General features: G+C 57.2%; 26 protein-coding genes. 13 read left to right on the top strand and 13 right to left on the bottom strand.

Going from position 1 to position 22,844, the window contains the following annotated elements; translation table 11 throughout:
• Window position 1: 1 nt before the first annotated feature.
• From MJO47_RS01855 to MJO47_RS01825, 7 genes are all read right to left on the bottom strand, one after another.
• The gene (locus tag MJO47_RS01855) at window positions 2-496 is read right to left on the bottom strand and encodes a hypothetical protein (RefSeq protein WP_253959418.1); all 495 of its coding nucleotides are present in this window, start codon (window positions 494-496) and stop codon (window positions 2-4) included.
• 76 nt (window positions 497-572) lie between these two features.
• Window positions 573-1,013: a peptidylprolyl isomerase gene (locus MJO47_RS01850; RefSeq protein WP_253959417.1), complete on the bottom strand. Its 441-nt coding sequence runs from the start codon at window positions 1,011-1,013 to the stop codon at window positions 573-575.
• Window positions 1,014-1,198: 185 nt separating this feature from the next.
• Window positions 1,199-3,013: an aryl-sulfate sulfotransferase gene (locus MJO47_RS01845; protein WP_253959416.1), complete on the bottom strand. Its 1,815-nt coding sequence runs from the start codon at window positions 3,011-3,013 to the stop codon at window positions 1,199-1,201.
• Between the two features lie 75 nt (window positions 3,014-3,088).
• Window positions 3,089-3,763, bottom strand: coding sequence for a protein-disulfide oxidoreductase DsbI (gene dsbI, locus MJO47_RS01840; protein WP_253959415.1), 675 nt, complete (start codon window positions 3,761-3,763; stop codon window positions 3,089-3,091).
• Between the two features lie 11 nt (window positions 3,764-3,774).
• Window positions 3,775-4,440: a thiol:disulfide interchange protein DsbA/DsbL gene (locus tag MJO47_RS01835; RefSeq protein ID WP_253959414.1), complete on the bottom strand. Its 666-nt coding sequence runs from the start codon at window positions 4,438-4,440 to the stop codon at window positions 3,775-3,777.
• A gap of 254 nt (window positions 4,441-4,694) precedes the next feature.
• Window positions 4,695-4,916, bottom strand: coding sequence for a hypothetical protein (locus tag MJO47_RS01830; RefSeq protein ID WP_253959413.1), 222 nt, complete (start codon window positions 4,914-4,916; stop codon window positions 4,695-4,697).
• A complete protein-coding gene (locus MJO47_RS01825; RefSeq protein WP_253959412.1) occupies window positions 4,913-5,386 on the bottom strand; it encodes a rhodanese-like domain-containing protein in 474 nt (157 codons plus the stop codon). Before MJO47_RS01825 ends, MJO47_RS01830 begins: the two co-directional genes overlap by 4 nt.
• 833 nt (window positions 5,387-6,219) lie before the next feature.
• Here MJO47_RS01825 and MJO47_RS01820 point away from each other — a divergent pair.
• The 3 genes from MJO47_RS01820 (at window position 6,220) to MJO47_RS01810 (ending at window position 8,897) form a co-directional block, all read left to right on the top strand.
• Window positions 6,220-7,578, top strand: coding sequence for a sensor histidine kinase (locus tag MJO47_RS01820; RefSeq protein ID WP_371926612.1), 1,359 nt, complete (start codon window positions 6,220-6,222; stop codon window positions 7,576-7,578).
• On the top strand, window positions 7,568-8,224 hold the full coding sequence (locus MJO47_RS01815) for a response regulator (RefSeq protein WP_155877221.1): 657 nt from the start codon (window positions 7,568-7,570) through the stop codon (window positions 8,222-8,224). Before MJO47_RS01820 ends, MJO47_RS01815 begins: the two co-directional genes overlap by 11 nt.
• 208 nt (window positions 8,225-8,432) lie before the next feature.
• Complete coding sequence (locus tag MJO47_RS01810) at window positions 8,433-8,897, top strand: bacteriohemerythrin (RefSeq protein WP_253959410.1); 465 nt, start codon at window positions 8,433-8,435, stop codon at window positions 8,895-8,897.
• Between the two features lie 18 nt (window positions 8,898-8,915).
• Here MJO47_RS01810 and MJO47_RS01805 read toward each other — a convergent pair whose 3' ends face one another.
• Window positions 8,916-9,776: a bifunctional 2-polyprenyl-6-hydroxyphenol methylase/3-demethylubiquinol 3-O-methyltransferase UbiG gene (locus MJO47_RS01805; protein WP_253959409.1), complete on the bottom strand. Its 861-nt coding sequence runs from the start codon at window positions 9,774-9,776 to the stop codon at window positions 8,916-8,918.
• 164 nt (window positions 9,777-9,940) lie between these two features.
• Here MJO47_RS01805 and MJO47_RS01800 point away from each other — a divergent pair, with 164 nt between their 5' ends.
• The gene (locus MJO47_RS01800; protein WP_253959408.1) at window positions 9,941-11,782 is read left to right on the top strand and encodes an ATP-binding cassette domain-containing protein; all 1,842 of its coding nucleotides are present in this window, start codon (window positions 9,941-9,943) and stop codon (window positions 11,780-11,782) included.
• A 17-nt stretch (window positions 11,783-11,799) separates the two neighbouring features.
• On the opposite strand, the gene MJO47_RS01795 is transcribed toward MJO47_RS01800, so the two are convergent.
• Window positions 11,800-12,840: a YgcG family protein gene (locus MJO47_RS01795; RefSeq protein WP_253959407.1), complete on the bottom strand. Its 1,041-nt coding sequence runs from the start codon at window positions 12,838-12,840 to the stop codon at window positions 11,800-11,802.
• Between the two features lie 18 nt (window positions 12,841-12,858).
• Window positions 12,859-13,557 (bottom strand): DUF2270 domain-containing protein, encoded by a 699-nt coding sequence (locus MJO47_RS01790; protein ID WP_253959406.1) that lies wholly within the window; start codon window positions 13,555-13,557, stop codon window positions 12,859-12,861.
• Between the two features lie 127 nt (window positions 13,558-13,684).
• Between MJO47_RS01790 and greB the strand changes: the two genes are divergently transcribed.
• Both greB and MJO47_RS01780 read left to right on the top strand, forming a co-directional pair.
• Window positions 13,685-14,188 (top strand): transcription elongation factor GreB, encoded by a 504-nt coding sequence (gene greB / locus MJO47_RS01785; RefSeq protein WP_253959405.1) that lies wholly within the window; start codon window positions 13,685-13,687, stop codon window positions 14,186-14,188.
• A gap of 160 nt (window positions 14,189-14,348) precedes the next feature.
• Window positions 14,349-15,173 (top strand): mechanosensitive ion channel domain-containing protein, encoded by an 825-nt coding sequence (locus MJO47_RS01780; protein WP_253959404.1) that lies wholly within the window; start codon window positions 14,349-14,351, stop codon window positions 15,171-15,173.
• Window positions 15,174-15,255: 82 nt separating this feature from the next.
• On the opposite strand, the gene hcp is transcribed toward MJO47_RS01780, so the two are convergent.
• On the bottom strand, window positions 15,256-16,875 hold the full coding sequence (gene hcp, locus MJO47_RS01775; protein ID WP_253959403.1) for a hydroxylamine reductase: 1,620 nt from the start codon (window positions 16,873-16,875) through the stop codon (window positions 15,256-15,258).
• A gap of 255 nt (window positions 16,876-17,130) precedes the next feature.
• Here hcp and MJO47_RS01770 point away from each other — a divergent pair, with 255 nt between their 5' ends.
• Genes MJO47_RS01770 through MJO47_RS01755 form a run of 4 tightly spaced genes read left to right on the top strand, consistent with a single transcriptional unit; the run spans window position 17,131 to window position 19,095 of the window.
• Window positions 17,131-17,346, top strand: a complete 216-nt coding sequence (locus tag MJO47_RS01770; RefSeq protein WP_253959402.1) for a hypothetical protein — start codon at window positions 17,131-17,133, stop codon at window positions 17,344-17,346.
• A 38-nt stretch (window positions 17,347-17,384) separates the two neighbouring features.
• Window positions 17,385-17,843 carry an iron-sulfur cluster-binding oxidoreductase gene (locus tag MJO47_RS01765; RefSeq protein ID WP_253959401.1) on the top strand — a complete coding sequence of 153 codons (459 nt, stop codon included), beginning with the start codon at window positions 17,385-17,387 and terminating at the stop codon, window positions 17,841-17,843.
• Complete coding sequence (locus tag MJO47_RS01760) at window positions 17,843-18,400, top strand: hemerythrin domain-containing protein (protein WP_253960531.1); 558 nt, start codon at window positions 17,843-17,845, stop codon at window positions 18,398-18,400. Before MJO47_RS01765 ends, MJO47_RS01760 begins: the two co-directional genes overlap by 1 nt.
• Window positions 18,401-18,417: 17 nt before the next feature.
• Complete coding sequence (locus tag MJO47_RS01755; RefSeq protein ID WP_253959400.1) at window positions 18,418-19,095, top strand: hypothetical protein; 678 nt, start codon at window positions 18,418-18,420, stop codon at window positions 19,093-19,095.
• Between the two features lie 14 nt (window positions 19,096-19,109).
• On the opposite strand, the gene MJO47_RS15575 is transcribed toward MJO47_RS01755, so the two are convergent.
• Entirely contained in the window at window positions 19,110-20,060 is a 951-nt protein-coding gene (locus MJO47_RS15575; RefSeq protein ID WP_253959399.1) for a rhomboid family intramembrane serine protease, read from the bottom strand.
• Window positions 20,061-20,211: 151 nt separating this feature from the next.
• Here MJO47_RS15575 and MJO47_RS01745 point away from each other — a divergent pair, with 151 nt between their 5' ends.
• Together MJO47_RS01745 and MJO47_RS15440 are read left to right on the top strand one after the other, a co-directional pair.
• Window positions 20,212-21,417, top strand: a complete 1,206-nt coding sequence (locus MJO47_RS01745; RefSeq protein WP_371926611.1) for a methionine adenosyltransferase — start codon at window positions 20,212-20,214, stop codon at window positions 21,415-21,417.
• Window positions 21,418-21,478: 61 nt separating this feature from the next.
• Window positions 21,479-21,652, top strand: coding sequence for a DUF362 domain-containing protein (locus MJO47_RS15440; protein WP_371926610.1), 174 nt, complete (start codon window positions 21,479-21,481; stop codon window positions 21,650-21,652).
• Between the two features lie 78 nt (window positions 21,653-21,730).
• Here the strand turns inward: MJO47_RS15440 and MJO47_RS01730 are convergent, their stop codons facing one another.
• The gene (locus MJO47_RS01730) at window positions 21,731-22,195 is read right to left on the bottom strand and encodes a hypothetical protein (RefSeq protein WP_253959398.1); all 465 of its coding nucleotides are present in this window, start codon (window positions 22,193-22,195) and stop codon (window positions 21,731-21,733) included.
• A 390-nt stretch (window positions 22,196-22,585) separates the two neighbouring features.
• On the opposite strand from MJO47_RS01730, the gene MJO47_RS01725 reads away from it, so the two are divergent.
• Entirely contained in the window at window positions 22,586-22,804 is a 219-nt protein-coding gene (locus MJO47_RS01725; RefSeq protein WP_253959397.1) for a FeoA family protein, read from the top strand.
• Window positions 22,805-22,844 lie beyond the last annotated feature (40 nt).

Raw genomic sequence — 22,844 nt, 5'->3', positions numbered from 1 at the left:
GTTATTTTTTGGTTTTGTGGGTGGGGTGAAAACCTTTTGAATCTTGAACCGTCGGGTTCCGGCCCGACAGCCGGGTTCCTTTTCTTTGGGCGCAAAGAAAAGGAACCAAAAGAAACGCTTTTATTTCTTTTGCCTGGTGGCGCCGCTGCGTTGAGGCGGCAGCGCTTTTTAGACGTTGGGTACTCCGTGGCACCTGAAAGCGAAAGGCCCCATTGAGAAACACGTTTCTCAAATGGGTTAACTTGGTTGCGCGGTTGATTATTGGAAGGACACTGCGGTGATAAGGATTTTTAAAACCGGTTGTGTCTGGCCGCTCAGAGCAATTGGTGCAGGGGCGGCCCAATTTAACCCGTGTGAACGCAGTGAGCCGGGGCCTTTCGCCCCTCTTTGAGTCGAAGGGATGCCGTACTTGATTTTCAGCGCGACCCAAAAGGGGCAAAAACCCCGTCAAAAGTAATAAAAAGCCGCTTTTTGCCTCCTTTTTGTCGGCAAACAAAAAGGAGGTCGCCTGCCGGGGCGAGTCCCGGCGGTCTTAAAACCGGGCTGCCCAAAACCCCCCCCGACAAAAACACCTACTTCTTCTTCTGCTGAATCTCCAACATCTCAATATCAAACACCAAATCCTTGCCCGCCAGGGGATGATTGGCATCCAGCGTGACGTGGGTGTCGGTGAGCTCGGTGATCATGACATAAAAGGCCGTATTGTCATGGCGGGTGATTTCCAGCTGGCCGCCCACTTTCAGGGCCAGATCGGCCGGCAGGTCCTTGCGCTCCACCTGCTCCAGCGCCTCTGCTTTCGGCTGGCCGTAAGCCTTTTCCGGCGGAATGACGACCGTCTTCTTTTCCCCCATGACCATACCGGTCACCGCTTCTTCAAAGCCGGCAATCACTTCATGCTTGCCGATAATGAACTGCAGGGGCTCCTTGTCTATCGAGGTGTCGAACAGGGTGCCATCGGTGAGTTTGCCCGTGTAATGAACCTTGACCGTATCGCCAGCGGCGGCTTTGAACATCGCTAAATCCTTTCTGAAAGAGACCAACGGAAAAACGGGACAGTCTTAAGCTGCCACCGCCCCCTTGATACATGGTTGAGCTCTCTCTGTCAAGGCAGGGGCCATCCCCACGCAAAAGCCGGAACCCCCGTGAAGGGATTCCGGCTTTGTTTGTGGTTCTCCCAGGTGGGAGAAGCTTTCAGGCCTTAATAAGCGAACAGTTTTTCAGGCTTGATGAGCTGACTACGGTAATAGACCGCAGGCTTCTTGTCGTTGGACAGCACGAGTTCCACCTTGACTTCACCCGTCTTGGGATCGACTTCGTTGATGATGCCTTTGGTCCGCTTCGGTGACAGCAGGTGAACGTTGCCGCTGAGCATGAAATAAGTCTTCATTTCAGGGTCATACTTGACGTTGGAAGTAACGGCGCTGTACCAGTCCCAACCGCGCTCTTTTCCGAACTGCCAGGTCTGCTGGACAGTCAGCTTCTTCTCGTCGATTTTGTATTCGACGGCACGGGACCATTTATCTTCTGACAGTGCCGGCTGTTCATGTCCACGGCCATCACCGTTGTCGAAGACGCTGATAGTCGTGACATTTTTGCTGTTTTCGCCACGTTCGCTGAGCCAGGCGGTGTGCTGGGTGAAGGTCCAGTCGAACTCGGTGTTGTTGCAGGTGGCGCCATTGCAGTCGAGTTTTTTGCCTTTGCTGTCCACGGGGGTCAGCACCTTGGCGGCCATATCCTTGGTCCAGCCCACGTTGGGAGCCAGGATCCATTTGACCTCTTTGTCGCGGCCGACCTTGATCACGCCCTGGTGGCGGAAGGAAAGGATGATGGAGTCGTCGTTCGGGTCGTAATCAACGCTGTTGATGTGGGCCCAGTTGCGGCCGGCTCCGGTGGAGGTGTTGTCGCCGTAGGGGATCTCTTCGCTGACTTCAACTTTGTCGGCGTTCATGTCGATGTTCAGGCAGACGGCCCTGGCATCCAGGCCGACAATGAGATCCTTGCGGTACTGGTTTTTGCCCATGATTTCAACCATGTCCCACTCTTCCACCACGCGGCCGCCTTCATCGACTTCAATGATGTGATCACGGACTGTATTGCGTACGTCCTTGGTGCCGGGAATGTTGTAGTTGGTCTTGGCAACGCGCAGCAGCATGTGGCCGTTGGGCATGGGCATAGCTTCGTGGCTCAGGTCGATGTAGCCACGGGGCAGTTTGCGTTCAAAAGCCTTTTCACCCATGAGGGTGTAGCGGAAGTATTTCTGCGCCATGGCAAAGAGCAGGTCGCCATTGGGCATCTGATGCATGCTCATGATACGCCCCTGGGAATCGATGTCGCGGCCGTACTTGTCATAGAACTGTTCGGTATCGAGGAACCAGCGGATCTCCCCCTTGGTGTCGACCATGTACAACTCGGCAGGCTCCAGCCACTCGCCGGCCCCGTGAATCTTGTGGTCTGGGGTCGCCCAGGCCCATTCTTTGTTGTCGGCATTCCCCATCAGGGTCAGCATGTAGAGGCGGCCTTCAAAGCCCTTAACCACTTTGGATGATTCGAGCGTCGGCTTTGTTTCCAGGCGCCCCTCAGTAATACGTGCGGTAAATGGGTTGGTGCGTATCTTGTAGTCGGTGCTGACTTTACGGCCATCCAGGGTGTACTCAACACGGACGGTGTTGACGTAGTCATCATACAGGCCGAAGACCGGAATACCGTCATGGTTTAGAAGGGCCCCTTCCGAGACAGGATAGGAGATGTCGATTCCCCCACCCTCTTTGCCCAAAACGGTGACCTTGATATTCTTGGGGTCCTTGCCGTCCCGTTCAATAACAGCGGTCAGGGGAGCGACCTTGTAGGGGTTGACAATGACCTTGCCCAGTTCCCCCTGGGTGGATTTCTTGCGCTCAAAGACTGCCGCCTGGGATTCGGGGACGTAAGTCGCCGAAATTCCCCCCACCAGCAGGGCTGCCAGCGCGGTGGATGACACGACCGTTTTGGCCAGGTTCGTAACCATCTTTTTCATCGATTTTCTCCTTGTGTTGGTGTTGCGTGATGGTTGTTGGTTAACTGGTTCAATCCAATTTCTTTTTACTCAGGTTCAGACGCTTGCGCTTTTGCTGCGAATGCTGTGGATGATCCAGGCGGCGGCACAGATTATCAGGACGAGCAGGATGACGCCGAAGGTGATGACGGTGCACTGGGCCATATTCATGAAGTGCGAGGGGGGCCACAGATACCAACCGTCGCGGTAGAAATCGACCAGCCACTGCTGCATGCTGCTCAAAACCGCCCCGTCGGGGACGATGGGGTTGTCGAAACCGCAGTCACCCGTCGGCTTGAACCACTCGGGAGACCATTTGTCCAGGGGCAGCCCGAAGGGGAAGCTCGGGTCGGTGGAGCAGCCCTGTACGCCGAAAGGATCGTCGCTGTGTGCCACATGGTGAATCTTGTTCAGCTTCAGGCTCCAGAGCACTCCCTTGATGCTGCCATAGATGGCGAAGACGTAGCCGATGACTTTGAGGACAGCGTTTTTGGGGTTGATGGCGGCCACAAAGCCCCCGATCACCATGGCGAAGAAGGCGAAGCGGATGTAGACGCACTGCTCGCAGGGCTTCATGTACAGCCATATCTGAAAGACCGAGTGGGCCAGGATGACCATGAAGAGACTCATGCCGGCCATCAGCAGCCACAGAAAGCGGCGGTCCTGCCATCGGGCAATTGTCGGGATTGGTTCGGAGCGGAGGTCTTGCCACCACTGTTGAATGAGTTTCACGACAGGCCTCCTTATTTCTTGAGAAGCTCGTTAATCAGTTGCAGCATGCCGTCTACGGATTTGATGTTCTTGGTGTAGATCAGGTATTTGCCGTTGACGACGAAGCCGGGGATACCCTGGATCTTGGCGACGTCGTAGGACTGGTCCCACTCGGTGATCAGAGCCTGTACCTTGGGATCCTTCAGACCTTCTTCAAACTCGGCCTTGCTCATGCCAACGGCATCCAGGCCGGTTTGCAGATAGGCTTCTTCACCGGCATCCCAGCGCTCTTTCTTGTCATGATAGGCCTGGTAGTAAGCCATCTTGGCTTTCTTCAGCAGGGACTTGTCGCTATAGAGTTCCTTGTCCGAAAGTCCGTTGGCCTGATCCTTGGCCAGCAGTACGGCAAAAAGCTTCGTTCCCATCTCGCCGTATTTGCCTTTGGTCTTCAGGTGGAAGGGGCGGAAGGTCACATCGGCCGGCAGCTGGGGAACCACCTTGGGGGTGACGGCCTTGTCATACTTGTAGCAGAAGGGACAGTCGTAGCTGAAAACCTTGATGAGAGTATTCTGGGCGTTGGGGATCGGTTTTTCCAGGACCAGGTAGTCGGTGCCTTCGGTGAAGGCGAAACCGGAACCGGCAAAGATGGCGACCAGGGCGATGGCGGCGATCAGGGTTTGGAACAGTTTGCGTTTCATGATTTTCTCCTCTCGTGGTGGTTACACACTTGGCTGTTGACTTTTGCCTTTCACGGTATGGGGAAAGGCTTCATTGGGGGTTGTAGATTTTCTTTACTGCCTTCGCTTAAAACTAAACTAACTTGTTTGTGGTTAAGTTAACCAAACCTTTTAACGGTGTCAATAAAAAATTTTACCAAGGTTTATTTTTTTTGTCTTTATGCGGCGTGGCCAGGTTTTCTGAGGTCTAAGAGGTTGGTTGGATTCCTTTTGGTTTAGGCGTTGACGGTCTGGGTCTGGATGTATTGGCTGTAGAGTTCTGGTTCGTGCTTTTTTAGGCACGTCAGGCAGATGCCGTGGGTGTCCCGTTCGGGGCGCAGTTTTCCGGTGAGGAGCACCGAGTAGGCGGCGGTCAGCCTTTTTGTCCAGGTTTTCCAGTGTTTGATTAAGGGGTGCTTGTCGAGGGATTTTCCGCACCAGGCGCAATAGGAGTTCATGGTTTTGCCTCCTTGTGTTTAAGGGTGTCTGTGTAGGGTTCAAGGGCGACTCCGCGGGCTATCCCGCCCTTTATCCCCTCGTAAATGTCGATGACGGAACGGAAGCCTTGGCTGGCCAGAAAACGGCTGACTTTTTCTGATCGGTTGCCCGAGCGGCAGAGGATGGCAAGAGGGGTTTCGTGGTCGGTTATCTGCTGAAGTCTGTTTATGAATCCCTGTTCGTCGTGGCTGCCGTCTTCGTTGAAAAAGGTCAGCAGGTAGGAGTCTGGCACAATCCCGGTTTCTTTCCATTCCTTTGGGGTGCGAATGTCGATGATGGGAGTGCCCTCCTGGATGAACTCTTGCGTGAGGGGAATGTGTCTGACTTTAAATGTGTTGGCTTTTTGGCGGCTGTCCGGCTCGTAGGCGGTTCCAGTCAGGACAGCTGCGAGGATGCCGAGTAACATGACGGCAAGGGCGATCTTTTTCATGGCACGCGTCTCCAGGACGAAGGGTTTGAGTTTTTAATGTCCATCAATGCCTAAACTGAGGTTTATTTAACAAAACCATAAATGGCTGTCAAAAGAAAAAATGTAATTTTTATGGAAAAATTACATTTTTGGTGATCTTGATTTTCTGAGAGAAGATTTTTTTCTGCGACTTGGAAGTGCTGCGGTAATTAAATCTCGTTGCCGCCGCACCTCATCTTTGGCTTTAAATACAGGTATCTTGGCGGACAGCTAAGAGATTTTCCTGATGGGAGATGCACGAATTCATCAGCAGTCATGCTACTTTTAGTGAGGGTATATAGAGAAATAGTTTGACCGTCAGTTTATTTTTTGTTACCAATGGATTTGTGCAGATTTTAACCATTTTGGGGATGAGAGCCAACAAGGCAGAATCCCGGTTGTGAGGAGGCCGGCGAAATATGACATCGCCAAGCACTAGATTTTTCACGAAAAACAAAAACCGAATCGTGGGGCTCACCTTTATCCTGACCATTCTCATGTTCTTTTTCTTTTCGCTAATGGATCTGCAGAAGCGAATGTCGGATTATCAATTTTTCGCCAAAAAGATAAATGGCATCATCCATAACACTTATGAAAGTGAAATGGCTTATCTTGATCTGCGCATCACGAATTACATTGAAGCGATCGTGGCCGAGAGCGACATAGCTCGGCACATTGTGGAGGGTAACGAAAAGAAAATAAGGGCGGCCTTCGAACCTGTTTACCGGGATTTTCATAGCAGGGCTGTGCCTGTCATAAGCATGACCGTGATTGATTCAGCTTTTAGGCCGCTTTTCAGTCAGCAGGATCCTCACATGAGGGGAACCTATCCGAATCACTCATTGACTTCGATGCAAGCGGCATTTGAAGAGGGAAGGCCAACCTCAGGTTTTGAGTTTGGAGGTTTTCCACTCCATTACGGCATCACCCTCCCGGTGGTGAATGAAACGGATGGGCAGATTGTTGGCGCCGTCGAAATTGGTCTGAACCCGGCTTGGTTTCATTTCAAGCTTGGATGGTTTCTGGAGGGAATCAAAACCGCCATCGTCACCCGTGATAGCGTCCTGAACGATGACAGCCGCTTTACTTCAGTGCCCGAGAAGGTTAAACGGGTGTTCAATAATGAAAAGCGTCAGCAGGATGTGGCTTTTTTTCAAACCATCATAGGGGATATTGATTTTGGTCAGGAGGTCATTCATCGCAAGGTCGATGGTAACCATTATATAATCAGCACCTATCAGAAGATGTCCAGCCATGATGGCTTGGAGGTGGGAAGATTGCTGGTAGCCTACGATATGTCAGATTTCTGGAACAGACAGTGGGGCTATTTTTATCTCTGGGTTGTCTTCTTTGCCTGCACCGCCCTCGTGCTATTTCTCATCAGCTATTTCGGCTTCAGAAAATACGACCAGATCATCTCCGCTCAGGGGAAAAAACTGGCCCATCGCTCCAAACAGTGTGCCCTGGGCGAAATGCTCAGCTATATCGGCCATCAGTGGCGTCAACCGCTGAATGCCCTGTCGCTGACCATTCAGAACATCGAGTTGCAGAGCCAGTTGGGCAAACTCGATGACACCCTTGTTAAAAAACAGGTGGGGGCGGCCAACAAGAACATCCAGTACCTGACCACCATCATCGAGGATTGGCGGTCTTTGCTGACGTCAGGAACGACGCGCCAGCTTATCGAACTGTCCGACTCGGTCAGCCGTGCTATCGGCATCGTCCATCCGGTTCTCGAACAGAATCGCATCCTGGTTGCAAACCGTATCAAGGGATCCGTTCATACCTACGGGTTCGCCAATGACCTGGTGCAGCTCACCGTCAATGTTCTGCTGAACGCCAAGGACGCCCTGATCAATCGCGAGGAAGAGCGGCTGATTCTGCTGTCCACCCGCCAGGAAAACGGTTTGGTGGTCGTGGAGTTTCAGGACAACGGCGGCGGCATACCGCCCAAGCTGCTGACCAAAGTATTTGAGCCTTACCTGACGACCAAGGAGGACTCGGCGGGAACGGGGCTGGGCCTCTACCTGTGCCGGCAGATCGCCGAGAACCTTGATCAGGGGGAGGTCTGGGCCGAAAATCGCGAATTCGAATTCGAAGGCAAGCGCTACCATGGCGCCTGCATCTGTCTGAAATTTAAAGCCACAAGCGAGGAGAACTCTTGTGAATCTTGAAGCTCTGAAAAGCATAAGCATTGTCTGCGTCGATGACGAGCAGGACGCTCTGGACCAGATGTATCTGGCCCTGAACAGTTTCTGCAAAAAAACCGTCTGTGTCACCAGCGCCGAAAAGGCCCTGCAGGCCATCGAGGAGGAACCGCCCGATATCGTGCTCACCGATGTGCGCATGGCGGGAAGTACGGGGCTCGAACTTCTTGCGGCCGTGAAGAAGCAGCACCCCGGCATCGCCGTCATCATCGTCTCGGCTCATTCCGAATCGGAATACCTGCTCGACGCGATTCGCCTCAAAGCGGACGGCTACCTGCTGAAGCCGCTCAACCTCTATGAAATGCTGGAGCTGCTTTCCGGTGTCGCGTCACAGAAGATGATGAGAAAAGAACTTGACCTCAAGAATTTCCTGCTGAAGATGCTCAACTCCATCGGCGGCAAGCGGGTGCAGATCATCGAGTACATCATCAGCCATCTCGATGACGATCTGATGTTCCACGGTACCTACGACGAAGTGGCCGAAGCCCTGAGTGCCAGCAAGCCCACCGTGGTCAACGCCTTCCAGATCCTGCTGGAGAACAAAATCCTGGTGCGGGTCAAAAACGGTCTTTACAAGATGACCATGGATTTGAGCGGTACCAAGGGGACTTGATCGGCCGGTTCTGACCGGATTGCTTTCGGCACCTTATGAACGGGATTTTCTCAAGTCTGTTTTGAGAGAGTCCCGTTTTTCTTATTTGCTCAGGTAGTTATCGATAAAAAAGTGACCAGGGCTTGAAATGTATGTCATGAAGTGCTAAACATGACCGCGAAGGTCATTAATTGTGATGTGAAGTAAACTTTCAGGAAGGGAGTCAAGTATGGCCGCATTTATGGAGTGGAACGACAAGGTCAGCGTGGGAATCGAGGAGATTGACGAGCAGCACAAGCAGCTGCTCGACCTGATCAATCGCCTTTACGATGCCATGATTTCAGGGGAGAAAAAACTGCAGGTTGCCAAGGATGTCCTCAATGAGCTCATGCAGTATACCGTTGTCCATTTTGCCGTGGAGGAATCTCTTTTTCGCATCTTCGACTATCCCGATTACGAGGCGCATTGCGCCCACCACCACGAGCTGCGCGCACAGGTTATCGATATCAACCGCAAGGTTCAGAGCGGCGAAAAGATGGTCACCCCTGAACTGCTGGTCTTTCTGCGCAAGTGGCTGACCAACCACATTATGGTGGAAGACAAGGCCTATGCGCCGGTTTTGCTGGAGCGAGGGCTGAAAAAGAACTGGGAGAAAAAAGGCTGGATGGGCAAGATCTGGTCGGCGGTGCGCTGAACCTGACGAGTTCTGACGCTAGTCCGCAGGACGCTGAGCGACGAGCACGATGCGGTTTTTGGGTCGGATCAGCTTCTGCAGCCGGTTTCCGGGAGGGAAAAAACCGCTGTCCTGCCGGATGAGGTGGAAGCCGACCTTTTCGACAAGCTCGGCCAGCTGTTGCGGTCGGAATATCTGCTTGTGCCCGTAAGGAACCGGTTCGTAGAAGGTATCGAGAAAGAGGGTCGCCTTGCCGCCGGACAGGCGGTAGGCCCTCTCGCTCATTCGGTAGGCCAGGGCGTCCCGCGAGGGGGTGTCGATAAAGAGATATCCCCCCGGCTTGAGGCAGCGCCTGGCGCCGGCTAAGGTTTCCACGGGAAAATTCACGTGTTCGATGACGTCCCACAGGGTGAGGAGGTCAAAAGACGCGACGTTGTCCCGGTGTTCGCAAAATGTTTCAATCGTCTCTCCCGCCAGCTCCAGGCCGAATTTCAGTTGGGCGAACTGCCGCCGCAGGCCGCTGGGCTCCAAGCCGTAGGCCTGGGCTCCCTCCTCGCTCACCCGCTGCATGAACTGACCTGTCCCCGCCCCGATATCGAGCAGGCGCGCGCCCGCCAACGGCCGCTGCTCCCGCACCAGCTGCAGGCGCAGGGGGAGCAGGGGATCGACATCCTGCATCCTCTGCTCCATGTACTGCCGTGACCGTTCATCCAGAGGCTTCTCTTCGTTGGAGCCGGACAGGGGGCCGATGGGATCAAGCCGGTCAAGGGTGTGAAAATCACACTGGGAACAGCCATAGACCGTCTGGCGGGCCAAGCGGTAGAGCGGCTCTGCCGACAGATTGCCGCAGTATTTGCAGCGCCGGAAATCGGTGTCAGAGATGGGGGCAGTCGGCTTCATGGCGATGACGGCAAACTCCTTGAAAAGAAATCAGAACTTCTTTATACACCAACGAGCCTCTTTGTGGCAGGCCTCTTTGCCGCAACAAGTCGTTTCTTTTTAACCCCGCCCAGCCATGATATGCTTGTCAGCGCTTACCCCATTAAATTTTGACAGGATGTCCCGTGAAATATCCACCGCTGGCTATCGAGAGCAACCCCCCACCGAAGCGCTTTCTCGACATCTTTCGCTATAGCCGCCGTGCCCTTGAGCTGGTGTGGACGACCAGTCGCCACCTGGCCCTGATCTTCGCTGCACTGACCCTGGTTGCTGGTGTGCTTCCTGCCGCCGTGGCCTGGATCGGGCAGTTGATTGTCGATGGCGTGGTCGCGGCGATCGCGCAGCATCAGCTCACAGGCAGCGCCGATACGCGGACCGTTCTCTGGCTTGTCGCCGCCGAGGCCGGGGTGGTGGCCCTCATTGCGGGATCACAGCGCGGCATTTCCACCTGTCAGGCGCTGCTGCGAGCGCTGATGGGGCAACGCATCAACCTGATGATTCTGGAAAAAGCCCTGACGCTCAAACTGGCTCATTTCGAGGATTCGGAATTCTACGACAAGCTCACCCGGGCTCGGCGTGAGGCGTCGACCCGGCCGTTGAGCCTGGTTACCCGTACCTTCGGCCTGGTTCAGAACGGCATCTCCCTGGCCAGTTATGGTGTCCTCCTCGTGCAATTTTCACCCTGGACGGTGCTCATCCTGCTGGCCGGCGGTATCCCGGAATTTCTGGCCGAGGCCAAATTTTCCGGCGACAAGTTCCGCCTCTTTCGCTGGCGGTCGCCGGAAACACGCATGCAGATGTACCTCGAAACGGTCCTGGCGCGGGAGGACTATGCCAAGGAAGTCAAGCTCTTCCGCCTGGGGCCGAAATTGCTGCAGCGCTATCGGGATATCTTCGCCATGCTCTTTGCGGAAGATCGCCGCCTGACCCTGCGCCGTGACAGTTGGGGATTCGCTCTGGGACTCATCGGCACTGCCGCCTTTTACGGGGCTTACGGCTGGATTGCCTTGTCGGCCATCCGGGGCGATATCAGTCTGGGCCAGATGACCATGTACCTGCTGCTGTTCCGGCAGGGGCAGTCGGCTGTTTCGGCCAGTCTGTCGGCCATCAGCGGCATGTACGAGGATAATCTTTATCTGTCCAACCTGTATGAGTACCTGGAGCAGGAGGTGCCGGCCGGAGAGAGTGAACTGGGGCAGGGACCGCAACCGGGGGACGGGGTGCGTTTCGAGCAGGTCAGTTTCCGTTACCCCGGCAGCGAGGAGCCTGCCCTGCAAAACATCAGCCTCCATGTGAAGCCGGGGGACAGCCTGGCTCTGGTCGGCGAAAACGGTTCCGGCAAGACCACCCTGATCAAACTGCTTACCCGCCTCTATCGGCCCACCTCTGGCCGCATTCTGCTCGATGGACTCGACCTGCAGCAGTGGAATGGCGATGCCCTGCGGTCCCGCATCGGGGTCATCTTTCAGGATTTCGGCCGCTACCAGTTTCTGGTCGGCGAGAATATCGGCGCCGGCGACATCGAGCACTTCGAAGACCGGCAACGCTGGGAAGAGGCGGCTGACATGGGGATGGCGAAAGAGTTTATCGATAAACTGCCGCAGCGGTACGATACCCAGCTGGGCAAGTGGTTCAAAAACGGTCGCGAACTCTCCGGCGGCCAGTGGCAGAAAATCGCCCTGGCCCGGGCTTTCATGCGAACCCAGGCCGATATCCTAGTGCTCGACGAGCCCACCGCCACCATGGACGCCGCCGCCGAGGCCACCATTTTCGAACACTTCCGCGAGCTCAGCCGCGGCAAGATGACGATACTCATCTCCCACCGCTTCTCCACCGTGCGCATGGCCGACCAGATCGTTGTCATCGACAAGGGACACCTTGTCGAGCGCGGCAGCCATGAAGAATTAATGAAGCTCGGCGGCCAGTATGCCTATCTTTTTTCTTTGCAGGCTGAAGGTTATCGCTGAAAGCTTTCTTGCAACCGTCAGCGACGGTGGGGAAAGCCGTTGGCATCGAAATGGAGGTCGTCAAAGGCGAAGGCGAATTCATGCTCGCGGTGGCGAAAAAACCACTGATTTTTGTGGTTGAAGCCGAGCAGGCGGCTCATGGACACCATGTCGAGCTGCCAGCCTTCGTCGCCGCGGCGAAAGAAGTAGGGGGCGGCCTGCCGATTCTCGACGGGAAAACGTAACACGGCCAGGGACCCGCTGATATGTTCTTCAGCCAGGGGGAGATTTTTCTCCAGCCCTTTGCGCTCGTTGTCCTGCTGGGCGTTGGTTACCAGCCATTGGCGAAAGAACTCGCGAGTGGACGGGGTGTAAATCCCCAGCTCGGAATCCTTGATGTGCCGTTGCAGTATCTCGAGATAGCGTTCCAGCGTCTGTCGCGGTGAGGGTTGGGCCGCAAAAGGCGCCCGGTCTTCCACGGCTTCCTTGTTCAAGGTGCCGCCGCCGATGGGAGTCGCCAGGCGGGCGCCGGCCCCGCCGCTGAGATGCTCCAGGCTGGTTTTGCCGCCATAGTCGGTGGGAACCTCTCCTAGCGCCCGCCCTACCAGCAGTTCCACCGTGGCTTCCACGCCGTCCGCTATTCGCCCCGCCGCAAAGAAGGGGGCCATCTGCTCCCGTTCCACATAGCCGACAAAGCCGTCGGGGAAGATGCCTTCCAGGTCGTAGCCGATCTCCAGCCGCACCTGCTCGCCGACAGGGTCGACCAGCAGCAGCACCCCCCGAGCTCCCCTCGTGGTGCTGCCGAGCCGATGGGCCTCGAACAGACGCAGGGCCTCCGCATCGAGATCAGTCGGGCTCTTGGCCAGCAGGGTCAGCTGGAAATGAATGTCGATATCCTGCAGCAGGTGCTCCTGAAACGCTTCGAGGCGGGCGACTCGATCCGTATCGAGCAGAGCGGCGCGATCATCCACCTGGGACATGGCCGTCGGTCTGTCACAGCTGGCCACCAGCAGCGCCAGGCCGAGGAAAATGAACACCAGACAGCGCCAGCGATGCCGGGTCGACGAGCAGGGAGTCATGCGGATTTCCTCTTGAGGTTAGTCCGGTTCGGGTTCTCGGAAGGGATGGAGCACATCTCGCCCCCCGCGCTTTTTATGGCTGATCAACAGCAGCACAATCAGGTGGGCGAGAAAGGCGAACATAAAGGCGAAGGTGAACCAGCCGGCCAGGTTGCCGACGGTGGCCTGCTTCAGGTAATCATCCCAGCTGTGGACGGGGCGGGGATGCAGCTTGATTTTCATCAGCCAGCCGCTCAGGAGAATGATGAACAGGTAGATGTAGTTGGCGGCGATGCGGCGGCCGATGGCGTAGGCGATGCTCATCTTGTACTGGGGATAACGCAGGTCGGAGGCCAGCTCGGCGCGCCAGTAGACGCCGCCGCTGTCGAAGTCCGGGTCGTCTCGCAGGGTGCCGTGGGCGACGGCGTGATAGATAAGGTTCTGGTGCATGAGACGTACCCGATATTCGTAGGCGTCGTAAAAGCGAAAGCGGCGGGCCTCGATAAGGAGCAGGGTGTAGAGGACGGCCAACCCGAAGAGAAAGAAGGGATGGGGAAACTCGGGATGACTGAAACCGAAGCCGAGAAAGGCGGCGGTGGCGCCGACGGCCCAGTTGGTGGTGCGGTCGAGCCGCTCACGCCAGGCCAGGCTGCGCTGGGATTCGGCCCGGTAATAGTGGGCCAGAGTGGTTATCAGCTCGCTTTGAGACAGCTGTCGATCTTTGCGTTCGTCGCTCATGATTAAACCATAGCAGAAAAACAAGGAGTTATCACACCGGATTTTTACGCGTTCAGGGCTTCACGCCGGTCCTGAAAAAGCCTAGAATGGCTCTTTGAAACCATCATCCAAAAGGAAGAGACAGCGCATGACCACTGCCAAACCCGCCCCGATTTATATGACGCCCGCCTGTGCCGAGCGGCTGCGGGCCGAACTCAAGGATATCCTCTATCGTCTGCGTCCGGAAATGGTGCAGACGGCCGCCTGGGCTGCCAGCAACGGCGACCGCAGCGAAAACGCCGATTATCATTATGCTAAACGCAAGCTGCGGAACTATGACAGCCGCATCCGTTTTCTGAGCAAACGCCTGGAACAGGCCACCATTGTCGACCCGGTGGAGCAGGGAAAAATCGCCAGGGGACGAGTGCTTTTCGGCGCCACCGTCAGGGTGGAAAACGAGGACGGCGAAGAGAAGGTCTACCGCATTGTCGGCGTCGATGAGCTCGATGCCGCCCGGGGTTACGTGAGCTGGGCTTCCCCTATCGGGCGGGCGCTGCTGGGCCGCTCGGAGGGCGATGTGGTGACTTTCACCGCGCCGGCCGGTCCCGTGGAGCTGGAGATCGTCCAGGTCGAATACCTGGCGCTGGACTGATCGCGTTCGCGGGAAACTATTCATCACCAGGGACACTTGGGTATAAATGTGAGGGAAATTAGGTAAATAGCTTGAGTTTGGAAGAATGTGCGCTATAAGTTGAGGTCATGGGTCGGACCGAAGGTTCGGCTTATTTAATCATCCAACACAGGAGGTGCACGTGGAAGATCAACTCAAAGCCGGGGGCGAGTATCTCGATACTCTGATCAATCTCTTCGTTCTCTGGGGACCCAAGCTGGTCGGGGCCATTCTGGCTCTCGTTGTGGGGCTCTACCTGGCCAAAGCGATCAGCCGGATGGTCGGCCGGGCGATGGATAAAAAGCAGGTTGACCCCTCTTTGCGCCCCTTCATGGTCAGCCTGGTCGGGACCCTGCTCAAGGTGCTGGTGGTCATCAGCGTCCTGGGCATGGTCGGCATCCAGATGACCTCGTTCATCGCTATTCTCGGCGCCGCCGGTCTGGCCGTGGGCATGGCGCTGTCGGGAACGCTGCAGAATTTCGCCGGGGGGGTCATCATCCTGGTTTTCCGGCCCTTTAAAGTCGGCGATTATATTGAAGCCCAGGGCTATGCCGGCTCCGTCAAGGAAATCCAGATTTTCAACACCATCCTCACCACGCCGGACAACAAGACGATTATAATCCCCAATGGTGGCCTTTCCACCTCTTCCATGGTGAACTACTCCACCGAACCGAGACGGCGGGTGGACTGGACCTTTGGTATCGCCTACGGGGACGACGTCGATCTGGCCAAGAAGACCTTGCTGGATCTGCTCCTCGGGCATGACAAAGTTCTCAAGGACCCGGAGCCTTTCGTTGAGGTGGGAGCGTTGGCCGACAGTTCGGTCAATTTCACTGTGCGCGCCTGGGTCGAGTCGGCGGATTACTGGGCCGTGCATTTTTACATGAACAAAACGGTTTACAAAAAGTTCGCGGAAGTGGGGCTCAACATTCCCTTCCCGCAGATGGACGTACACCTGGACAAATAAACAATCCAGGTTGCGAAAGACAAAAAAGAGGAGGAAGGCYCGCGRGCCTTCCTCCTCTTTTTTGTGGGACTCACCTTGGCGATCAGGCGGTGCCGAGGGCGGCTTTAAGATCCTCGTCCGCTGTGCCGATGGGGCCAATGTTGAAGTTCTGTACCAAAAAGTTGAGAACATTCGGGGTGACGAAGGCCGGCAGCGACGGGCCGATCTTGATGTCCTTGATCCCCAGATGAAGCAGGGTCAGCAGTACCGCCACCGCCTTCTGCTCGTACCAGGAGAGGATGAAGGACAGAGGCAGGTCGTTGACGCTGCACTTGAAGGCATCGGCCAGAGCCAGGGCGATCTGGACGGCGCTGTAGGAGTCGTTGCACTGGCCGACGTCGAGCAGACGCGGGATGCCGCCGATGTCGCCGAACTGCAGCTTGTTGAAACGGTACTTGCCGCAGGCCAGGGTGAGGATAACGGTGTCCTCAGGCGCCTTCTCGGCGAACTCGGTGTAGTAGTTGCGCCCGGTTTTGGCGCCATCGCAGCCGCCGACCAGGAAGAAGTGTTTGATCTGACCGCCCTTGACGGCGTCGATGACCTTGTCGGCGACGCCGAGGACGGCGTTGTGACCGAAACCGACCAGGATTTCCTGACCAGGGTTGTCGCCGAAGCCTTCATGCTCTTGGGCCTTCTGGATGACTTCCGAGAAATCCCAGCCGTCGATGTGTTTGACGTCGGGCCACTGCACCAGGCCCCAGGTGAAGAGGCGGTCCTTGTAGCTGTTGGCCGGGCGCTGGATGCAGTTGGTGTTGAAGATGATGGCGCCGGGGAAGTCGGGGAATTCCTTGGCCTGATCCTGCCAGGCGCCGCCGAAGTTGCCGACCAGGTGGGGATATTTCTTCAGCCCCGGATAGCCGTGAGCCGGCAGCATTTCACCGTGGGTGTAGATGTTGATCCCCTTGCCTTCCGTCTGCTTGAGCAGCTCTTCGAGCATCTTGAGGTCGTGGCCTGACACCAGAATCGCCTTGCCCTTCTTGGTGCCGAGCTGGACAGAAGTCGGCACCGGATGGCCGTAGGCGTCGGTGTGGGCCTTGTTGAGTAGCTCCATGGTGACCAGATTGATGCGGCCGCACTCCAGGGCCAGGGTGACAAAGTCCATCAGACCGAGGCTCTTGTCGAGGGTGGCGGCCAGGGCCTTGTGGGTGAAGGCGTAGATTTCATCGCTCTCCCGGCCGAGAATCAGGGCATGGTCGGCGTAGGCGGCGTAGCCCTTCATGCCGTAGATGAGGATTTCCTGCACCGACTTGACGTCGGGGTCGACGCCGTTGCTCTGGACGCCGTGGGCCTCCCCCTGTTCGACCAGGCCGGCGGTATCGGCGGCGGGCTGCCATTGGGCCGCTTCGGGTACGTTTCCGACCACGGGTCCGGCGAGAGCCTTGGCCTTGTCGCGCATTTGCGCACACTTTTTCAGAATCTTGACGATGGCTTCGGCGTCGAAGTCGACGTTGGTGACGGTGGTGAAGAGTCCCTCCAGCATGAAACGATCGACCTCGGCGTCCTTCTTGCCGGCTTTGCGCGCCTCGTTGGCATAGAAGGCGACGCCTTTCAAGCCATAGACGAGCAGGTCCTGCAGGGCGGCGACGTCGGGCTGTTTGCCGCACACGCCGATTTTGGTGCAGCCGGTACCGTTAGCAGTCTGTTCACACTGGTAGCAAAACATCGAGTCCTCCTTCTTTTCTGTGTTTAAGATTGGGTCTATGCAGACCGGTAGCGTCGGGAATCACACGGACAGTTTTAATCTATAACAGACTTTTCCCGGATTGCACCCGCCTGGGCTTTCAATCTGGAGAGAGTTTTCTTGACCGAGGTCAAATTAACTGAATTTACGTATTTTTTTCGATTTTTGATCTGCGTCATGTTTTCCCCGGAGGATTGTCGGTATTCTGCACTCACCCTGACGAAAGGAGAAAACAGCATGCAACTCAAAAACGATCTCGGCACGGCTCAAATAGGAACGGTTCTCAAGGACCATCCCCGCATTGGGGAGATTCTGGCGAAATATGATATCGGCTGTGTGACCTGCGGCGTGGGCATCTGCCTGCTTAAGGACGTGGTCAGCATCCATGCCCTCGGCGACGAGGTGGAACAGAAGATCGAAGACGAAATCAACGCCTATCTGGACGAACAGTAACCATAACGATTTATAACGACTTAAAAGGAGACACACCCATGAAAAATCTCGCTTGCGGCTGCCCCGGTTCCCAGGTACGCACCATCGAAAAGAAGTCCTGCACCTCCCAGGAGGCCAGCGGACGGATCGCTTCGGAACTGCGCCAGTGGCCGACCCAGCTGACCCTGGTGCCGCCGACGGCGCCCTGGCTGCAGAACGCCAATCTGCTCATCGCCGCTGACTGCACCCCCTTTGCCTATGCGGAATTCCATCGGGACTTCATCAAGGACAAGGTCCTGGTCAACGCCTGTCCCAAGCTCGATGACTGCGGCCCTTACGTGGAGAAGCTGACCCAGATCTTCACCCACAACGATATCCAGTCCGTCACCATCACCATCATGGAGGTTCCCTGCTGCCGTGGTATGGTTATGGTCGTGAAACAGGCGCTGGAAGCTTCCGGCAAGGACATCCCGGTCGAAGTGGTGGTTATCGGCGTGGACGGTGAAAGGAGAAACTGATTATGACCAACGTAACTCAGGTGATGGTGGAGGAGCACAAGCTCATCCTGCGCATGATCGCGCTGGTGGAGAAGAATACCGAGCTGTTGGAGCAGGGCAAGTTCCGCGACTGGCAGTTCTATCTCGACGCAGTGAGCTTTATTCGCAACTACGCTGATCGCTTCCATCATGCCAAGGAAGAGGACGTCCTGTTCAAGGCGCTGGTGGCCAACGGCATGCCCCGCGAGAATTCTCCGGTGGCGGCTATGATGATGGCCCACGACCAGGGGCGCGATTTTGTCCGCGGCATGGAAGAGGCGGCCCAGCTGGCGAAAGAGGGCGAGCCGGGCCAGGTCAGCCGTATCGCCGAAAACGCCCGGGGCTACGCCCGCCTGCTGCGCGACCATATCGACAAGGAGGATAATATCCTCTACCCCCTGGCCGAAAAGGTGCTCCCCGAGGACGTCCGCCCGGCCATGCAGGAAGGCTACCGGCAGGCCGAGGCTTCGGCGACGGCAGGGCTGGAAGAACACTATCGCCGCATGGTGGAAAACTACGAGGCGCGTCTGGGCGCTTGAGCAGAAAGGATGTACAGATGCGTATGAAGTTCCTGGCTGTTTTGTTTTTCGGGGTGGCCCTGCTGACGGCCGCCACTGCCTCGGCTCGTGAAAGCACCATCAACTGTCATTGCTTCAAGGATCGCAGTTACGACCCCGAGCAGCCGCACAAGGTGACGGATTATCTGTTGGCCACCACCCACAACTCGTTCTTCGCCCAGGCCTTTGCCCTCAACAAGGCCGATGTGGTTCGGGCCCGCATGGGGGGCATTGCCGGGGAAGACCTCTGGCTGGTCCATTATCTGTCGGAGAAAAGCGGTATTCACACACGTGAGCTTATGGACGCCCGCGCCGACAAGGGTTTCTGGTCGGTGGTTATCCGCGAGCTGTCCCTGCCGGCGGATATACTGGGGCCGCAGGTGCAGGCCATCGCCCAACAGGGTGGCGATGACGCGGCGCTGGCGGCAGCCGTCGCCGATGAGACCGCCGGTCGTCTGCTCGCCGTGGAGGCTGGCGTACTAAAATCGCTACGTGACCGCGGGGCCGGCACCCAGCAGGTCCTGCTGGCCGTCTTTCTGTCGCGACAGACGGGACGGCCTGCCGGCGACATCTTTGCTGAAGTGCAAACCCAGAAAACCACCTGGGGCGAGGTGCTGGCGTCGACTGGGCTGACTCCCGCTCAGATTGAACCGGAAATCGTCAAGCTGATGCAGTGAGGATGGTGGGCGACTCAGGCTGAAAGATGAAGGGCCAGAGCCCAGGCCAGCACGACCGTCAGCAAGGCCAGGAGGGCGAGGAGAGCGTTGACCCGCGGCGAGGGATGGCCGGCACGGCGGAGCCGACGGCCGGCCAGCAGCCCGGGGACGATGCCGGCCACAAAGCCGAAGAGATGCGCGCCGAGGTCGGTGTTCTCGTCGCCGACGCCGAGCAGAGCGAGCAGGGCCAGGGCGGCGGCCAGGGGCCAGAGCCATCCGCGGGAGAGGGGGTGACGCTTCTGTACCATGCGGATACCCGCCAGCAGGCCGACGGCGCCGAAGAGGGCCGTCGAAGCCCCGACAGAGCGATGATCGCTGTGATAGATCCAGGCGTTGAGCAGATTGCCGGCGGTGCCGCTCAGCAGCACCAGACTCCAACCGAGACCGGAACCAAGCTGGCGGCAGACGAGGACGAGGAAAAAGCCGCCGATGCCGATATTCCCCAGCAGGTGCAGAGCGTCGGCATGGAGGGTGAGGGCGGTAACGGTCCGCCACCACTGGCCGTTCAGAATCTTGTCGGCATCGGCGTTGCCGAGCGCGATCCAGTCGACGGGCGCGTGGCCGAACGCCAGGATATCCATCAGGGTCACATTGTAGAAGATGGCCAGGACACCCAGGACGGAAAGCGTGACCAGGTTGTTGTCGGCCAGGACGGGAGGTTCGGCGGGCGGCGGCCAGTTGCGGTTTTCCTGCTCAAAAAGGGCGATTTCTTTTTCCGCCAAGGCCAGATAACTGGGAGGTGCCAGCAGGTGCCACCCTTTTTCCGTTTTCTGCCGACGGTGGGGGATGCGGCGGGCTGAGAGGACCAGGGCCCATTGGCGCATCCGTCCCCAGGTCAGGGCGGGCTCCTCCGGAAGGATACGAAGCCACTCGGGCTGTTCGGATCCTTTTGACGCCGTCTGCTCGTATGCGCTGTCGTTCTGCACCGCACCTCCTGTTTCTTGCCCGATCATGACAGAATGAGGGGGAGATGGCAATCCTGCTGCCACCGTCCCGTCGGTTGACAAGCCTGCTGCCAGGGCTACAGTAAACAGAAGTGTAGCGTCCCCTTGGTCGGATTGAAAGCGGGAGGATCCTGTGCGCCTGGTTGTCGAAGAGCTGCCTGTTGCCCCCATGGAGCGGCGTCCGATGGAAATCGTCGAGCGCAAGGGTCTGGGGCATCCCGATTCCATCTGCGACGCCGCCATGGACGCCGTCTCCGTGGCTCTGTGCCAAGCCTATCGGGAGCGCTTCGGCGTCATCCTCCACCATAATGTGGACAAGGGCCTGCTGGTCGCCGGGCGTACCCGCAAGTGGTTCGGCGGCGGGCGTGTGCAACGGCCCATGGATCTCTATATCGGTGACCGTGCCACCCTGGCCTACGGCGGCGACAAGATCCCCGTCAAAGAGATTGCCACGGAGGCGGCTCGCCAGTGGTTTCGCGAGCATCTGCCCGCTGTCGAGGTCGATCGTCACCTGCGCTGCCGGGTGGTCCTGGCCCCCGGCTCCGCTGAGTTGACGGGCATCTTCAGCCGTCCGGGGGAGGTGCTGGCGGCCAACGACACCTCGGCGGCCGTGGGCTTTTATCCCCTGAGCCGTACCGAGCGGCTGGTCCTTGGGCTGGAGCATCACCTCAATGGGCACGATTTCAAGCAAGACTTTCCCGATACCGGCGAAGATGTCAAGATCATGGCGGTTCGCCGCGGCGAAGAGCTGGATCTGACGGTGGCCATGCCGATGCTGGCCCCTTATGTTGCTTCCGAAAAAGACTACTTCCGGCGCAAGGAAGAGATCGGCGCCGAACTCGACCGTTTTGTCTCGACGCTGACCCATGAAATGGCTGTTCACCTCTATTTCAATGCCCTCGATCAGGCGGGGCAGGGGCAGCAGGGCACCTATCTGAGTCTGCTGGGAACCTCGGCGGAGGATGCCGACTCGGGACAGGTGGGGCGGGGAAACCGTGTCAACGGCCTCATTTCCGTCGGACGCCCTCTGGGCACCGAAGCGGTGGCCGGCAAGAATCCGGTCAGCCATGTCGGCAAGATCTACAACGTGCTGGCCCATCGGGTGGCCCGCCGCCTGGTGGAAGAGGTGGACGGCATCCGGGAAGCGGCCGTATACCTGGTTAGCCGCATCGGCGCGCCGATCAACGACCCGAAAATGGCCGCACTGCAGCTCATTCTGGCGGCCGGGTGCGGGGTGGCTGAAGTGTCGAAACCAGCGGCGAAGATTCTGCAGGCCGAACTGGACGACATCGCCAGTCTTTGTAACAAGCTGGCGCTGGGACACTACCCGGTCTGCTGAAACACTCAGGGTAAAAACGGTATTGGCGGCGCGCCCGCCTGTTGGCAGGAAGGATTTCCCCGTGGGACATCATCGGATAACAGAAGATTGCATCGGTTGCGGGGCCTGTGCGGAGGTGTGCCCCATGCAGGCGATTCATCCCATCAATGGAAAATACCAGGTTGACATGCACCAGTGCATCGACTGCGGCACCTGCGAAGGCGTCTGTCCCGTCGATGCCATCAGGCGTCGCTGAGTAAAAGTGGCAGGGGATAAAAACAGAAAAGGCCGGCAATGAGCCGGCCTTTTCTGTTTGGAGGGGTATTGATCCGGGTCAGAAAGCCATGCTCAGACCGAAAGAAATGTGGTAGCTCTCGTCCAGGGTGTCGACGCCGTCATTGACGCCGTCCATAAAGCCGGGGACGTTTTTGGGATTCCACTGATAATTGAGGGTCAGGCGGGCATCCTGGCCGATGCAGCAGTCGATGGCTGCTCCCAGGAAATAATTCTGTTTTTCTTCCAGATACAGGGAGCTGCCGTCGGGGATGAAGGTCCCTTCCTCCGTGATGGAGTCCTCAAGCTGGAAGCTGGCGCCAAAAAAGGAGGTAACGTTGGAATCGGCCGCGTAGCTCAGCCCCGTCAGATTCCCTTTGGTCTCGAGGTAGAGGCCGGGAAAACCTTCAGCCAGAGGGATGTCATAGTCTTCGGCAGACACGGCTGAAACGGGTACCAGCGACAGCAGGAGCGCCAGTACACCGAAGAAAAAAACGCCGGTCATGCGGGAAATGATGGGAGCCATGTTTCGCCTCTTGGGTCGGGGTTTGCAGAACGGAACCGGTGTGGTCACCGTCGGCGAAACGATTCAAGAGCAAGTGCTGTGCCAGACAGGCCTGTTTTTTCGTAACTTTTTGATGTGGGCTTGAGGTTTCAGGCGGTTAGGTGGAGAGTCGACCGTCCTTCCCTGACCCTGAGTCGGCCGTTAACTGTGGTCTGGGCGACACACCTGTGGCCGGCCTGAGGCTAAAGAGCCTTTTAGCGTCAATGCCCTGCGGCTTTTGACGGAACCCGTGTCCAGCGTCCCTTTCCCCCTGAAAACAAAAAACGAAAACGGTTTTCATTTTCCTGTTGACAAGGGGCTGGTTTCTCATTAACCTGAAAACCGTTTTCAATTTCACAAAAAAGGAGCTCCATGATGTGTCTCAGTGAATTAAAGCGTGGGCAGGCGGCGACGGTGGCAAATATCCCCGATGAGCAGCTGCGGGTGCAGCTGCTGCGCTTCGGGATCACGGCGGGGTGCCGGGTCGTCTGCGATACCCGCTTGTGGGCGGGGCCGGTGGTGCTGCGCTACGGTGGTCAGGAAATCGCCCTGGGGCGTGAGGTGGCCAAACAGATCAGGGTGGCTCGTTAAGGGCGCCACGGAATTCAGCAGAGAAAGTGAGATGCAGGTG

The sequence above is a fragment of the Desulfuromonas sp. KJ2020 genome, from assembly GCF_024197615.1.
In the GTDB taxonomy this organism is placed as follows: domain Bacteria; phylum Desulfobacterota; class Desulfuromonadia; order Desulfuromonadales; family SZUA-540; genus SZUA-540.
The sequence above is the reverse complement of the archived record's forward strand: the minus strand, read 5'-3'. Positions and strand labels throughout refer to the sequence as shown.